Below are 12,824 nucleotides of genomic sequence, written 5' to 3'. Positions count from 1 at the left end.
TCCATCCTTCCCGATCGGGCCCCTGTCCGGGCCCTTCGGCAACTGTAACGGACTGCGGTCCGATTATGTTCCCGGGTCGGGTTCGCGTGATGGATGCCGGGTCACAGGGGCTCGCGGCGCAGTACGTCGGACGAGTTGAGGATGATCACCTCGCGGTCACTCTCGGTGAGGGCGGTGACGAAGCCGGACTCGACCTTGAGCACGTGAGCGGTGATGACGCCGGTCCTCGTGTGCAGGCGCTCCGCAGGTGACCACGGCGTGCGTTCGACGGCGGCGAGCAGGAGTACGGCGATGGCCGCGATGGAACCGACCTCGCGCACCGCGAAGTCGACGGTCCGCCCGCTGAGCCCCTCCGCGAACCAGTGCTTCACGGCGAGGATCGCCAGCGCGATCAGCGCGGCGCCGATCGGGACCCACACGTAGCCGTAGGTGATCGCCAGGGCGATGGCGGCGGTCGCCAGTACAGCGACCAGGAGCGCGGACCACACGCTGGTGGGGGACCTGGTCTGCATCCGCCAGACGAGGCGCACCGCCGAGAGCGGGAGCAGGATCATGACCAGCACACTGGTGAATTCGGGGTCGCTCATCAACGTGCCGAGCACGATCGTCAGGGCGCTGTTGACGTCGGTGACCGCCATGATCCGCGAGGCCACTCGCCAGTCCCATTCGGAGACGACCAGCAGGCGGAGCACCACGAACAGGACGGCGACGCTCGCGCCGGTCCCCAGGGTGCGCACGATCCGCGCGTCGGTGGCGTCCGCCAGCTTCTTCGCCATGGCACGGTCCTGCGCCGTGTCGTCCGTCTCGGCTCCACTCACACGCGGATCGTAGTCACGGCGGCGCCCTCCGTGGTTGCGATCGCGATCGACCGGTGCCCGGAGGGTGCAGACGGTACTTGTTTTCGTACCGCAATTTCCACTGCGATCGTCGCGAAAGCTGTCCTACCATCGGATTCGTCCGTACCGACAGAGGCGCTGAACATGTCGACACTCACCGACCTGCAACTGCTGACCGAACTCGAACCCGTGGTGGAGGACAACATCAACCGCCACCTGCGCGTCGCGAAGGACTGGAACCCGCACGACTACGTGCCGTGGGACGAGGGCCGCAACTTCGCCGCGCTCGGCGGCACCGACTGGGAGCTCGCGCAGTCGCCGCTCTCCGAGGTGGCGCGGGTCGCCATGATCACCAACCTGCTCACCGAGGACAATCTGCCGTCGTACCACCGCACCATCGCCGAGAACTTCTCGCTCGACGGCGCGTGGGGAACCTGGGTGGGCCGGTGGACCGCCGAGGAGAACCGGCACAGCATCGCGATGCGCGACTACCTGCTCGTCACGCGGTCGGTCGACCCGGTGAAGCTCGAGCGCGACCGGATGACGCACCTGGAGCTGGGCGTGGAGGCGCCGGACGAGTACGGCGGCGTGCTCGATCAGGTCGTCTACGTGACGATCCAGGAGCTCGCGACCAGGATCAGTCATCGGCAGACCGCGCGGGTGTGCGACGAGCCGGTCGCGGATGCGCTGCTCAAGCGGATCGCCACCGACGAGAACCTGCACATGATCTTCTACCGGAACCTCACCGCCGCGGCCCTGGAGATCGCGCCCGACCAGGTGCTGAAGTCGATCGTCAAGGTGACCACGAACTTCGTCATGCCGGGCGAGGGGAAGCCCGATTTCCGGCGCAACGGTGTGCTCATGGTCAAGCACGGGATCTACGACCTGCGGCAGCACCTCGACGACGTGCTCCGCCCGATCTTCAAGGTCTGGGGCCTGTTCGACCGGACCGACGTCTCCGGCGCGGGTGAGCAGTACCGCGACGAACTCGGCCGGTACCTCGAGAAACTGGAGGCGGACGTGGTCCGGTTCGAGGAGAGCCGGGCGCGCGCCGTCGAGCGCGAGCGGGCGCGGGCGGAACGCCGGTCGGCCTGAGGGCTGAGCTGCGACGGTGCGCGTCAGCCCGGTGCGTCAGCCCGGTGCGTCAGCCCGGTGGGCGTAGGGTCGCGAACTCGTCCGTGATCCGCAGGTAGGAGTCGGTGAACCGGTACAGCGCGGGCGGGCGGCCGCGTGTCGCCTGGCCGGTCTCGCCCGTCGCGGTGATGACCGACCGCCGGGACAGGATGCGGAGCAGGTTCGTCGAATCCACGGGGTAGCCCAGGACCGCGACGTAGATGTCGCGCAGCTGCGACACCGGGAACGCCCGCGGTGCCAGCGCGAAGCCGATGTTCGAGTACGACAGCCGCGCGGCCAGCCGGGCGCGCGCCCGGTGCACCATGGCCGCGTGATCGAACGCCATCGTCGGGAGCGCGTCGACGGAGTGCCAGGTCGTGTCGTCGGGCAGACGCGGGTCCGTGCCCGAGCGGACCAGGCCGAGGAAGACGGATGCCAGCGTGCGGTCGGCGTGCTCCGTCGCGGGCACGCGGTGCGGATCGGAGAACTCCGCGAACTGTTCGAGGTGCGCGACCTCCGTGAGGTCGACCTTCTCCGCGAGGAGCCGGCGGGCGCTGGTCGGCAGGTCCTCGCGCGCGTCGAGGAGCCCGCCGGGGAGTGCCCAAGCGCCCTGGTCGGGCGCCAGGGCGCGCTGCCAGAGCAGCACCTCGACGGTGCCCTCGCTGACGCGGAACACGACGGAAAGCACTTCGTGTGCGACGCGCGGCGGGGGAGCGGTGCTAGCATCGGCCATATATCGATCATAGGTCGATAAATCATCGGATCGAGAAAGGGAGGCGAGATGACCACAGCCACGTCCGCCACCACGGAGTTCACCTCGCCGCTCTACGACCGGATCGTCGAAGGCGGTGGGATGTACACCGGCGTCGACGGCGACCGCGAATGGGCGGCCGAGGTCAAGCGCCTCGCGAAGCTCCGCGACGCCACGATCCTGGCCCACAACTACGAGCTGCCGGCGATCCAGGACGTCGCCGACTTCGTCGGCGACTCGCTGGCGCTCTCCCGCATCGCGGCCGACGTCTCGACGTCCACCATCGTGTTCTGCGGCGTCCACTTCATGGCCGAGACGGCGAAGATCCTCAGCCCGGAGAAGACGGTGCTCATCCCGGACCAGCGCGCGGGATGTTCCCTCGCGGATTCGATCAAAGCCGTCGAGCTGCAGGAGTGGAAGGATGAGCACCCCGGCGCCGTCGTCGTCTCCTACGTGAACACCACCGCCGAGGTGAAGGCGCTCACCGACATCTGCTGCACCTCGTCGAACGCCGTCGAGGTCGTGCAGTCGATCCCCGAGGAGACCGAGATCCTCTTCCTGCCCGACCAGTTCCTCGGCGCGCACGTCAAGCGCGTCACCGGCCGGCAGAACATGCACATCTGGGCCGGCGAGTGCCACGTACACGCCGGCATCAACGGTGACGAGTTGGCCGCGCAGGCCAAGGCCCACCCCGACGCCGACCTGTACGTGCACCCCGAATGCGGCTGCGCCACTTCCGCGCTGTACCTGGCCGGCGAGGGCGCGGTCCCGGACGACCGCGTGAAGATCCTCTCCACCGGCGGCATGCTCGACGCCGCCCGCGAGACCGCAGCCAAGGAGGTCCTCGTCGCCACCGAGGTCGGCATGCTGCACCAGCTGCGCATGGCCGCACCCGGCGTGGACTTCCGCGCCGTCAACGACCGTGCGTCCTGCAAGTACATGAAGATGATCACCCCCGCGGCCCTGCTGCGCTGCCTGGTCGAGGGCAAGGACGAGGTCTTCGTGGACGCCGAGATGGCCGCCGCCGGGCGGAAGGCCGTGACGCGGATGATCGGGATCGGGCAGCCCGGCGGCGGGGAATGACCACCGCCGCCGGGAGCGGATCGAGTGCCCCGCAGGGGTTCCCGCTGGACGGCACCGCTGTCGCCGACCTGCTCGTCGTCGGCGCGGGCGTCGCGGGCCTGACCGCCGCGGTCGCCGCGGCGGACGCGGGCCTGGCGGTGACGGTGCTGTTCAAACCGTCGACCGGGGGCGCTCCGTCGACCTCGACGGCGTACGCGCAGGGCGGGATCGCCGTCGTCGATCCGTCGGACCCGGAGGACTCGATCGACCGGCACGTCGCCGATACCGTGGCGGCCGGCGGCCCGCTGGTCGACGTGGTGGCGACGCGCTCGATCCTCGCCGACGGTCCCGCAGCTGTGGACCGGCTGATCAGCTGGGGCGCCGAGTTCGACAGGCGCCTCGACGGGCGGCTCAAGCGGACCCGCGAGGGCGGGCACACCGTCTCCCGGATCATCCACGCGGGCGGGGACGCCACCGGCGCCGAGGTGCAGCGAGCACTCACCGCCGCTGCGAAGACGCGGCCCACGCTCGTCGCGCGGCCCGCCCAGGCGTACGCGCTGCTGGCCGACGGTGACCGCGTCCTCGGGGTCCGGACGGCGGAGGGGGACGCCTTCGGGCGCACCGTGCTCCTCGCGACCGGCGGTGCGGGGCATCTGTTCTCGAGCACCACCAACCCGCTCGGCGCGACCGGCGACGGCATCGCCCTCGCGGCCGCGGCGGGCGCGGACGTGTGCGAGCTCGAGTTCGTGCAGTTCCACCCGACCATGCTCTACACCCCGGGAGCGCGGGGCAGGCGCCCGCTGATCTCCGAGGCCGTGCGCGGCGAGGGCGCGCACCTGGTGGACGCGAACGGGGAATCCGTCATGGACGGCGTGCACCCGATGGGCGACCTCGCCCCGCGCGACGTGGTGGCGCGGGCCGTCACCGACGCGATGGAGCGCACGGGAGCGCCGTGCGCCTACCTCGACGCGACGATGATCCCCGATGTCGCGGAGCGCTTTCCGACGGTGACCGAGGCGGTGCGGGCGGCGGGTCTCGACCCGCAGACCGACCTCGTCCCGGTGGTCCCCGGCGCGCACTACCTGTGCGGCGGCGTGGTCACCGACCTGCGCGGCGCGACCGGAGTCCCCGGGCTCTACGCCGCGGGTGAGGTGGCCCGCACGGGCCTGCACGGGGCGAACCGGCTCGCGTCCAACAGCCTGCTCGAAGCCCTCGTGATGGGCTTGCGGGTCGCGGCCGCCGCGGTGTCGGCACCCGCCCTCGACGTGATCCCCGGCGCGGTCCGCGAGATCGCGCCTCCGCAGGCCCGGGCGGAACGGGAAGCCCTGCAGGACGCCATGACCCGGTCGTGCGGGGTGCGGCGCACCGTCGCCGGCCTGGCCGACCTGACCGCGCTCCTGGACGATCCGGCCTTCGTGGCGGACCGTCCCGCGGTATCTTCCCGGGACCGGGAGGACGCCGTGCTCACCGCGGTGGCGCGGCGGATGGCGGGGCAGGCCCTGACCAGGCAGGAATCCGTGACCGAGGTAGTGGAGGTACGCCCGTGACCGAGCTGACGCTGGAGCCCGACCGCGCCGAGGTGGTGCGCCTGATCCGCACCGCTCTCGACGAGGACCTCCGCTACGGCCCGGACGTGACCAGCGAGGCCACCGTGCCCGCGGGGGCCACCACACTCGCGAAGGTCGTCAGCCGCGAGCACGGGGTGCTCGCGGGGATCCCCGTCGCGGAGTGGGTCCTCGACGAGGTGGTCGGCCCCGGCAACTACCGGGTCCCCGCGAAGATCGCGGACGGCACCGTGATCGCGCCCGGTGATGTGGCGATGGCCATCGAGGGCCCGACGCGGGCTCTGCTCACCGCGGAGCGGACCCTGCTCAACGTCGTCACCCACCTCTCGGGCATCGCGACCGCCACGGCGGCGTGGGTGGCCGAGGTGGAGGGCACCGGCGCCAGGATCCGCGACAGCCGCAAGACCCTCCCCGGTATGCGTGCGCTGCAGAAGTACGCGGTTCGCGCCGGCGGAGGAGTGAACCATCGAATGGGGCTCGGCGACGAGGCGCTCATCAAGGACAATCACGTGGTGGCCGCGGGCTCCGTGACCGCCGCGATCGAGGCGGTGCGCCGCCGCGCGCCCGGCGTCCCGCTCGAGGTGGAGGTGGACTCGCTCGAACAGCTCGAGGAGGCCTTCGCACTCGGTGTCGACCTGGTGCTGCTCGACAACATGCCGCTGTGGATGACGCAGTCCGCCGTTCAGCGCCGTAAGAAGCTCGCGCCGCGCACCAAGTTGGAGTCGTCGGGTGGGCTCTCCCTCGACGTCGCGGCGGACTACGCCCGGACCGGCGTCGATTATCTCGCCGTGGGCGCTCTGACGCATTCGGTGAAGGCGCTCGACCTGGGCCTCGATCTCTAGGCGCGCCGGCGCCGCTCAGTCGCCACTGGCCAGGCTCACGACGAGGTTGATCGTGGTGGCCAGGATGCCGTTCGCGAAGACGAACGACAGCAAGGTGTGGCGGAGCGTCTCCGCGCGGACGGCGCTGGACGTGATCGCGGTGTCCGAGACGCAGTACGCCGTGCCGAAGGCCAGTGAGATGTAGGCGAAGTCGGTGTAGCGCGGCGGCTGGGACTGGTTGAAATCGATCCCGCCCGGCTGCGGGGTGTCGTAGTAGGTCTGGGCGTACCGCAGTGTGAACAGCAGGTGCATCATGAGCCAGGAGAGGATCGTGGTGCTCACTGCGAGGCCGCCGAGAGCGAGCCTGCCTCCGGGGGTCGCGGAGTGGGCGTCCGCCATGACGATCGCCACGGCGACCAGGCTCGCGAGGGCGCACGTCGTGGTGAGGGCGTTGCCGAGCCGCCGCCGCGGATCCTCCTCGGTCGAGTGCGCCGCGGTGGTCGGCGCGTCCATCGGGGAGATGGTGAGCCAGACCCAGACCACGTAGATCCCCGCTGCGGCCGCCCACCCCGCTGCCGGTGCGTGCCGCCATGAGTCCAGCGCGCCCACCGCGACGGCCACACCGCCGCCGGCGAGTGCCATGACGGTGGCCCGGATCCGCGCCACCGCGGCCCGGCGGCGCGCCACTGCGGGCCGGCTGCCCTCCGAACCGGTTGCAGTCGCATCGTTCGACATGGGGTGATCTAAGCACCCGGCCGCCACGCCCGCGCCGCGCGCGTGGATTCGGGCGGTGCCGGGGCCGCGCAGCGCACCGCACCGGCGGGGCGCACAATGGAACCCATGATCGTGAACGCATATGGAGCCGTGTCCGCAACCGAGCCGCTGGAGCCGATGACGATCGAGCGCCGCGATCCCGGCCCCCACGACGTACAGATCGCCGTCCGGTACGCGGGCATCTGCCACAGTGACATTCACACCGTCCGTAGCGAGTGGGGGCCTGCCCGGTACCCCGTGGTGCCCGGCCACGAGATCGCGGGCGAGGTCACCGCGATCGGCTCGGAGGTCACCAAGTTCGCGGTCGGCGACCGCGTCGGCGTCGGCTGCTTCGTCGACTCGTGTCGTGAGTGCGCCGCGTGCCTGCGCGGCGAGGAGCAGTACTGCGAGCGCGGCATGGTGGGCACCTACAACGCGAAGGGCCGCGACGGGCAGCCGACTCAGGGTGGCTACTCGACGGGCATCGTCGTGGACGAGAACTACGTGCTCCGGGTGCCCGAGAGCATCGACTACGCCGCAGCGGCGCCGCTGCTGTGCGCCGGGATCACGCTGTTCAGCCCGCTGCGTCACTGGAACGTCGGCCCGGGCAGCAGGGTCGCGATCATCGGACTGGGCGGCCTCGGCCACATGGGCGTCAAGCTGGCGGCGGCGATGGGCGCGGAGGTCACAGTGCTCAGCCAGTCGCTGAAGAAGATGGAGGACGGTCTGCGTCTCGGCGCCCAGCACTACTACGCGACCTCCGATCCCGACACCTTCAAGGTGCTGCGCAACCGCTTCGACGTCATCATCAACACGGTCTCGGCGAACCTCGACATGCACCCGTACTTCGGGATGCTGGCCGTCGACGGCACGCTCGTCGAGGTCGGCCTGCCGGAGCACCCGGTGCCGGTCAACGTCTTCGACCTGACCCGCAACCGCCGCAGCTTCGCCGGCTCGATGATCGGCGGTATCGCGCAGACCCAGGAGATGCTGGACTTCTGCGCGGAGCACGGAATCGGCTCGGAGATCGAGCTGATCTCCGCCGATCAGATCAACGAGGCCTACGAGCGGGTGATCGCCTCGGACGTGCGGTACCGGTTCGTGATCGACACCGCGACGCTCGAGGCGCCCTCCGCCGGCTGAGGCGGAGCGGCCCGCTCAGAGCTGGTTGACCCGGATCAGATTGCCGGCCGGGTCGCGGAAGGCGCAATCGCGGACACCGTAGTCCTGGTCCATCGGCTCCTGCACCACGTCCGCGCCCGCGCCGGCGACGCGCTCGAACAGTGCGTCCAGGTCGTCGGTCGAGAGCGTGACCGCGGTGTAGGCGCCCTTCGCGATGAGGTCGAGGACCGTCTGCCGTTCTTCCTCCGTGACTCCGGGATCCATCGCCGGCGGGTGCAGCAGGATCGAGGTCTGCGGTTGGCCGGCCGGACCGATCGTGATCCAGCGCAGGTCCTGGTAGCCGACGTCCTTGCGGACCTCGAAGCCGAGGATGTCGCGGTAGAAGCCGAGGGCCGCCTCGGCGTCGGTGTGGGGCAGGTAGGCGAGCGAGATCGTGAGGTTCATACCGCCCACGTTATGGGGGCGGCGCGTACGGTGCTTCTCGATTCCTGACCGGTCTCATCACCTGCCGGGCGAGGCACGCCGGGATCCCCTCGGCGGCAGCGCCGTGGTCGCGCTTGTAGACGCTGGGCGGCACGCCCACGAGTTCGGTGAACCGCGTACTGAACGTCCCCAGCGAGGAGCAACCGACGGCGAAGCAGGCGTCGGTCACGGAGACGTCGCCGCGGCGCAGCAGCATCATCGCCCGTTCGATCCGCCGGGTCATGAGGTAGGAGTAGGGCGATTCGCCGTAGACGCGTTTGAACTCGCGGCTCAGGTGGCCCGCGGAGATGTGGGCGCCGCGGGCCAGGTCCTCGACGTCGAGCGGCTGTGCGAACTCCCGGTCGATGCGGTCGCGCACGCGACGCAGCACCGCGAGATCCCGCGCCCGCTGCGCGGGATCAGGACTCCGGGCGCCACTTCTTGGCGTACTCATCGACGTACTCCTGCCCGGTGAGCGCCTGGATCTCCTGCATGAGCCGGTCGGTGACCGAGCGCTCGAGCTGGTGCCGCTCGTCGGGATCCGACGGGATGTCGTACTCGATCGGCTCGATGGGCTTGGCGAACTTCACCTGCACCCGTTCCGCGTGCCAACTGAACGGACCGGGAGGGGAGACCTTGTCGGTGCCGATCACCCCGACGGGGATGATCGGCACGTTCGCCTCGAAGGCGATCCGGACCAGGCCGGTGCGGCCGCGGTAGAGCCGGCCGTCGGGGGACCGGGTGCCCTCGGGGTACATGCCGACGAGACGGCCCTCGGAGAGGAGCTTCTTCGCGGTGTTCAGCGCCGCCGCCGCCGCGTCACCGCCGCTGCGGTCGATCGGCACCTGGCCGGTCTGGGTGTAGAAGAACTTCTGCAGCTTCCCCGAGAGGCCGGGTGCCGTGAAGTAGTCGCTCTTGGCGAGGTAGGAGATGCGGCGCGGCACCACCAGCGGCACGAAGAGCCAGTCGGCGATCGACAGGTGGTTGCCGGCCAACAGGGCCGGACCGTCGGCCGGGATGTTCTCCAGGCCCTCGACGGTGGGCCGGTTCACCAACCGGATCGTCGGTCCCACCGACACGTGCTTGATCAGCCAGTACAGGAGGCCCTGGTCGCCGTGGTTGGTCTCAGCCATGGCGGATAACTTACCGGACCGTCAGGTCTCGCCGGGAGGCGAAGTCGTGGGGCAGGATGGAGCTGTGACGGCCTCCACATCCTCGACCGACTACACGGCGCCGCACTGGGATCGGTCCGCGCTCGTCCTCATCGACGTCCAGAACGACTTCGTCCACGGGCCCACGCCGATCCCGGGGACGGCGGGGCTGGTCCCGGCGATGGCTCGCCTCGCCGCGGCCTTCCGCGGGGCCGGTCGGCCCGTCGTGCACGTGGTCCGCCTGTACGTGCCCGGCGGATCCGACGTCGACCCCGTCCGACGGTCCGCCGTGGAGGCGGGGGCGCGGATCGCGGCGCCCGGCAGCAGGGGCGCCGAGGTGCCCGAGGAGTTGCTCGGCGCCCGGCTCGACCCGGAGCTGCTGCTCTCGGGGGCACCGCAGGAGGTGGGCGCCGCGGAGGTGGTGCTGTTCAAGCCGCGGTGGTCGGCGTTCCACCGGACTCCACTGGACGGGCACCTGCGCGGCCTCGGCGTCGACACGGTGGTCGTGGCGGGGTGCAATCTACCCAATTGCCCGCGGGCGACGCTGTTCGACGCCTCCGAGCGGGACTACCGGGCGGCGGTCGTCGCGGATGCGACGTCGCAGGCGACCGAGCAGCGTCTCGACGACCTCCGGCTGATCGGCGTGGAGGTGGTGGAGACCGCGGAGGTGGTCGATGCCCTGGCCGGAAACCCGGTGGCACCGGACCCATAGAATGGAGCCATGTCTGATCTGCAGCTGAGCCGTCTCGACCTGCGCGGTCGTCGCCCGTCGCTCGCCGAGCTGCGTGCGGCGCTCCCGCGCGGCGGAGTCGATGTGGACGCGGTGGTGCCGCAGGTGCGGCCCATCGTCGATGCGGTCGCCGAGCGCGGCGCGGAGGCCGCCCTCGACTTCGGTGCGCAGTTCGACGGCGTCCGCCCGGCAACGGTCCGGGTCCCCGCTGCGGCGCTGGAGCGTTCGCTCGCCGAGCTCGACCCCGCGATCCGCGAGGCGTTGGAGACCGCGATCGGCCGAGTCCGCACCGTCCACGCCGACCAGCGGCGCGTCGACACGGTCACCGAGGTGGTGCCCGGCGGCACCGTCACCGAGCGGTGGATCCCGGTCGACCGGGTCGGCCTGTACGTGCCCGGCGGCAACGCCGTCTACCCGTCGTCCGTCGTGATGAACGTCGTCCCCGCGCAGATCGCCGGCGTCGGCTCCCTCGTGGTGCTCTCGCCCGCACAGAAGGACTTCGACGGGTTGCCCCACCCCACGATCCTCGCCGCGTGTGCGCTCCTCGGCGTCGACGAGGTGTGGGCCACGGGCGGCGCGCAGGGCATCGCCCTCGCCGCGCACGGCGGCACGGACCTGGACGGTGCCGAGCTGGCCCCCGTCGACCTGATCACCGGCCCCGGCAACATCTACGTCACCGCCGCGAAGCGGCTGTGCCGCGGTCTGGTCGGCATCGACGCGGAGGCCGGCCCGACGGAGATCGCGATCCTCGCCGACCACACAGCCGACCCGGTGCACGTGGCCGCCGACCTCATCAGCCAGGCCGAGCACGACGTCATGGCGGCCTCGGTGCTGGTCACGCCGTCGCCCGAGCTCGCGGACCGGGTCGACGAGGCGTTGACGGCCCAGCTCGAGGTCACCCGGCACCGGGAGCGGGTGAACACCGCGCTGCGCGGCCCGCAGTCCGGCACCGTGCTCGTGGACGGCATCGACGAGGGCCTCGCGGTGGTCAACGCCTACGCGGCGGAGCACCTCGAGATCCAGACCGCGGATGCTCGGGAGGTCGCGGCCCGGGTGCGCGCAGCGGGAGCGATCTTCGTCGGCCCGCACTCGCCCGTGAGCCTCGGCGATTACGCCGCCGGTAGCAATCACGTGCTCCCGACCGCCGGTTGCGCGCGACACAGCTCGGGTCTATCGGTGCAGACCTTCCTGCGCGGGGTGCACGTCGTCGAGTACGACGAGGCCGCGCTCAAGGACATCGCCGGCACCGTGATCACCCTGGCCGAATCGGAGGACCTCCCGGCCCACGGTGAGGCCGTGCGGCTGCGGTTCGAGTCGCTGAAGGGTGGCCCCGCGTGAACCCGCTGCCCGGCGAGGCGGTGAGCCTGGATCAGTTGCCGATCCGGGACACGTTGCGCGGTAAGGAGCCCTACGGCGCGCCGCAGCTCCCCGTCGCCGCCGCGATGAACACCAACGAGAACCCGCACCCGCCGAGCCCCGCGCTCGTCGCCGACATCGCGAAGGCCGTCGGCGAGGCCGCGGCCGCGATGAACCGGTACCCGGACCGCGACCTGGCCGCGCTGCGGAACCGGCTGGCGGAGTACGTCACCGAGCGGACCGGCACCGTCGTGGGGCCGCAGAACGTGTGGGCGGCCAACGGCTCCAACGAGATCCTCCAGCAGGTGCTGCAGGTCTTCGGCGGGCCCGGGCGCACCGCGATGGGCTTCGTGCCCAGCTACTCCATGCACCCGATCATCTCGGACGGCACCGATACGCACTGGATCGCGGGCAAGCGGACGGCCGACTTCGGCCTCGACGTGGATTACGCGGTCGGCGCGATCGATGAGCTGCGCCCCGACGTCCTGTTCCTGACGAACCCGAACAACCCGACCGGCCACCTCATCGCCGAGGACGACCTGATCCGGTTGATCGAGGCCGCGCCGGGCATCGTCATCGTCGACGAGGCGTACGGGGAGTTCAGTGCCGGACCGTCGGCGGTGCGGCTGCTGGACCGCTTCGGCGACAAGCTGATCGTCAGCCGCACGATGAGTAAGGCCTTCGCCTTCGCCGGTGGCCGCGTCGGCTACCTCGTGGCGGCGCCCGCCATCGTCGGGGCGATCCAGCTGGTCCGCCTGCCGTACCACCTCTCGGTGTTCACGCAGGCGGCGGCGATCGCGGCGATCGACCATCGCGCGGAGACGCTGGCCTCGGTGGCGCACCTGTCGGCCGAGCGCGACCGGATCTCCGCGCGGCTGCGCGAGCTCGGCTACGACGTGGTCGAATCGCACGCCAACTTCATCCTGTACGGCGGCTTCGCCGACGAGGCGGCCGCGTGGCGGACCTATCTCGACGGCGGGGTCCTGGTGCGCGACATGCACATCCCGGGGCACCTGCGCGTGTCGGTGGGGCTGGACCACGAGAACGACGCCTTCCTCGCGATCAGCGAGAAGCTGGCACCGAAACAGAAGTGAGTGACCGC

General features: G+C 71.0%; 14 protein-coding genes. 8 read left to right on the top strand and 6 right to left on the bottom strand.

The genetic code is table 11. The features are described 5' to 3' along the window. Positions 1-101: 101 nt before the first annotated feature. Positions 102-818: a hypothetical protein gene (locus ELY19_RS20230; RefSeq protein WP_126197990.1), complete on the bottom strand. Its 717-nt coding sequence runs from the start codon at positions 816-818 to the stop codon at positions 102-104. 162 nt (positions 819-980) lie between these two features. On the opposite strand from ELY19_RS20230, the gene ELY19_RS20225 reads away from it, so the two are divergent. Next, positions 981-1,931, top strand: coding sequence for an acyl-ACP desaturase (locus tag ELY19_RS20225; RefSeq protein ID WP_126197987.1), 951 nt, complete (start codon positions 981-983; stop codon positions 1,929-1,931). A 49-nt stretch (positions 1,932-1,980) separates the two neighbouring features. On the opposite strand, the gene ELY19_RS20220 is transcribed toward ELY19_RS20225, so the two are convergent. Next, a complete protein-coding gene (locus tag ELY19_RS20220; protein ID WP_126197985.1) occupies positions 1,981-2,682 on the bottom strand; it encodes an NUDIX hydrolase in 702 nt (233 codons plus the stop codon). 48 nt (positions 2,683-2,730) lie between these two features. Between ELY19_RS20220 and nadA the strand changes: the two genes are divergently transcribed. The 3 genes from nadA to nadC are packed head-to-tail and all read left to right on the top strand — an operon-like array spanning position 2,731 to position 6,169. After that, positions 2,731-3,783: a quinolinate synthase NadA gene (gene nadA, locus ELY19_RS20215; RefSeq protein ID WP_126197982.1), complete on the top strand. Its 1,053-nt coding sequence runs from the start codon at positions 2,731-2,733 to the stop codon at positions 3,781-3,783. Then, a complete protein-coding gene (nadB, locus tag ELY19_RS20210; protein ID WP_126197980.1) occupies positions 3,780-5,309 on the top strand; it encodes an L-aspartate oxidase in 1,530 nt (509 codons plus the stop codon). The genes nadA and nadB overlap by 4 nt, the downstream gene beginning before the upstream one ends. Then, complete coding sequence (gene nadC / locus ELY19_RS20205; protein WP_126197978.1) at positions 5,306-6,169, top strand: carboxylating nicotinate-nucleotide diphosphorylase; 864 nt, start codon at positions 5,306-5,308, stop codon at positions 6,167-6,169. Before nadB ends, nadC begins: the two co-directional genes overlap by 4 nt. 15 nt (positions 6,170-6,184) lie before the next feature. Here the strand turns inward: nadC and ELY19_RS20200 are convergent, their stop codons facing one another. Beyond that, complete coding sequence (locus ELY19_RS20200; protein ID WP_197715939.1) at positions 6,185-6,883, bottom strand: DUF1345 domain-containing protein; 699 nt, start codon at positions 6,881-6,883, stop codon at positions 6,185-6,187. Between the two features lie 96 nt (positions 6,884-6,979). On the opposite strand from ELY19_RS20200, the gene ELY19_RS20195 reads away from it, so the two are divergent. Next, positions 6,980-8,044 carry an NAD(P)-dependent alcohol dehydrogenase gene (locus ELY19_RS20195; RefSeq protein ID WP_126197976.1) on the top strand — a complete coding sequence of 355 codons (1,065 nt, stop codon included), beginning with the start codon at positions 6,980-6,982 and terminating at the stop codon, positions 8,042-8,044. Positions 8,045-8,059: 15 nt separating this feature from the next. Here the strand turns inward: ELY19_RS20195 and ELY19_RS20190 are convergent, their stop codons facing one another. From ELY19_RS20190 to ELY19_RS20180, 3 genes are read right to left on the bottom strand one after another with little or no spacing between them, the layout of a single operon-like run. Continuing rightward, on the bottom strand, positions 8,060-8,467 hold the full coding sequence (locus ELY19_RS20190; protein WP_126197974.1) for a VOC family protein: 408 nt from the start codon (positions 8,465-8,467) through the stop codon (positions 8,060-8,062). Between the two features lie 10 nt (positions 8,468-8,477). Next, a complete protein-coding gene (locus tag ELY19_RS20185; protein ID WP_126197972.1) occupies positions 8,478-8,939 on the bottom strand; it encodes a helix-turn-helix transcriptional regulator in 462 nt (153 codons plus the stop codon). Beyond that, a complete protein-coding gene (locus tag ELY19_RS20180) occupies positions 8,905-9,618 on the bottom strand; it encodes a lysophospholipid acyltransferase family protein (RefSeq protein WP_126197970.1) in 714 nt (237 codons plus the stop codon). The genes ELY19_RS20185 and ELY19_RS20180 overlap by 35 nt, the downstream gene beginning before the upstream one ends. Before the next feature lie 64 nt (positions 9,619-9,682). Between ELY19_RS20180 and ELY19_RS20175 the strand changes: the two genes are divergently transcribed. The 3 genes from ELY19_RS20175 to ELY19_RS20165 are packed head-to-tail and all read left to right on the top strand — an operon-like array spanning position 9,683 to position 12,816. Continuing rightward, entirely contained in the window at positions 9,683-10,348 is a 666-nt protein-coding gene (locus ELY19_RS20175) for a cysteine hydrolase family protein (RefSeq protein ID WP_227966987.1), read from the top strand. A 9-nt stretch (positions 10,349-10,357) separates the two neighbouring features. Next, complete coding sequence (gene hisD / locus ELY19_RS20170) at positions 10,358-11,704, top strand: histidinol dehydrogenase (RefSeq protein WP_126197965.1); 1,347 nt, start codon at positions 10,358-10,360, stop codon at positions 11,702-11,704. Beyond that, complete coding sequence (locus tag ELY19_RS20165; protein WP_126197963.1) at positions 11,701-12,816, top strand: histidinol-phosphate transaminase; 1,116 nt, start codon at positions 11,701-11,703, stop codon at positions 12,814-12,816. The genes hisD and ELY19_RS20165 overlap by 4 nt, the downstream gene beginning before the upstream one ends. Positions 12,817-12,824 lie beyond the last annotated feature (8 nt).

This window comes from Tsukamurella paurometabola (genome assembly GCF_900631615.1).
Classification (GTDB): domain Bacteria; phylum Actinomycetota; class Actinomycetes; order Mycobacteriales; family Mycobacteriaceae; genus Tsukamurella; species Tsukamurella paurometabola_A.
Note: the sequence above shows the minus strand (reverse complement) of the source record. Positions and strands in the feature narration are given on the sequence as shown.

Coding starts and splice junctions, on each gene's coding strand:
- ELY19_RS20200 (WP_197715939.1), bottom strand. CDS start 6,883: ATGTCGAACGATGCGACTGCAACCGGTTCGGAGGGCAGCCGGCCCGCA.
- ELY19_RS20185 (WP_126197972.1), bottom strand. CDS start 8,939: ATGAGTACGCCAAGAAGTGGCGCCCGGAGTCCTGATCCCGCGCAGCGG.
- ELY19_RS20190 (WP_126197974.1), bottom strand. CDS start 8,467: ATGAACCTCACGATCTCGCTCGCCTACCTGCCCCACACCGACGCCGAG.
- ELY19_RS20195 (WP_126197976.1), top strand. CDS start 6,980: ATGGAACCCATGATCGTGAACGCATATGGAGCCGTGTCCGCAACCGAG.
- ELY19_RS20225 (WP_126197987.1), top strand. CDS start 981: ATGTCGACACTCACCGACCTGCAACTGCTGACCGAACTCGAACCCGTG.
- ELY19_RS20220 (WP_126197985.1), bottom strand. CDS start 2,682: ATGGCCGATGCTAGCACCGCTCCCCCGCCGCGCGTCGCACACGAAGTG.
- ELY19_RS20180 (WP_126197970.1), bottom strand. CDS start 9,618: ATGGCTGAGACCAACCACGGCGACCAGGGCCTCCTGTACTGGCTGATC.
- hisD (WP_126197965.1), top strand. CDS start 10,358: ATGTCTGATCTGCAGCTGAGCCGTCTCGACCTGCGCGGTCGTCGCCCG.
- nadA (WP_126197982.1), top strand. CDS start 2,731: ATGACCACAGCCACGTCCGCCACCACGGAGTTCACCTCGCCGCTCTAC.
- nadB (WP_126197980.1), top strand. CDS start 3,780: ATGACCACCGCCGCCGGGAGCGGATCGAGTGCCCCGCAGGGGTTCCCG.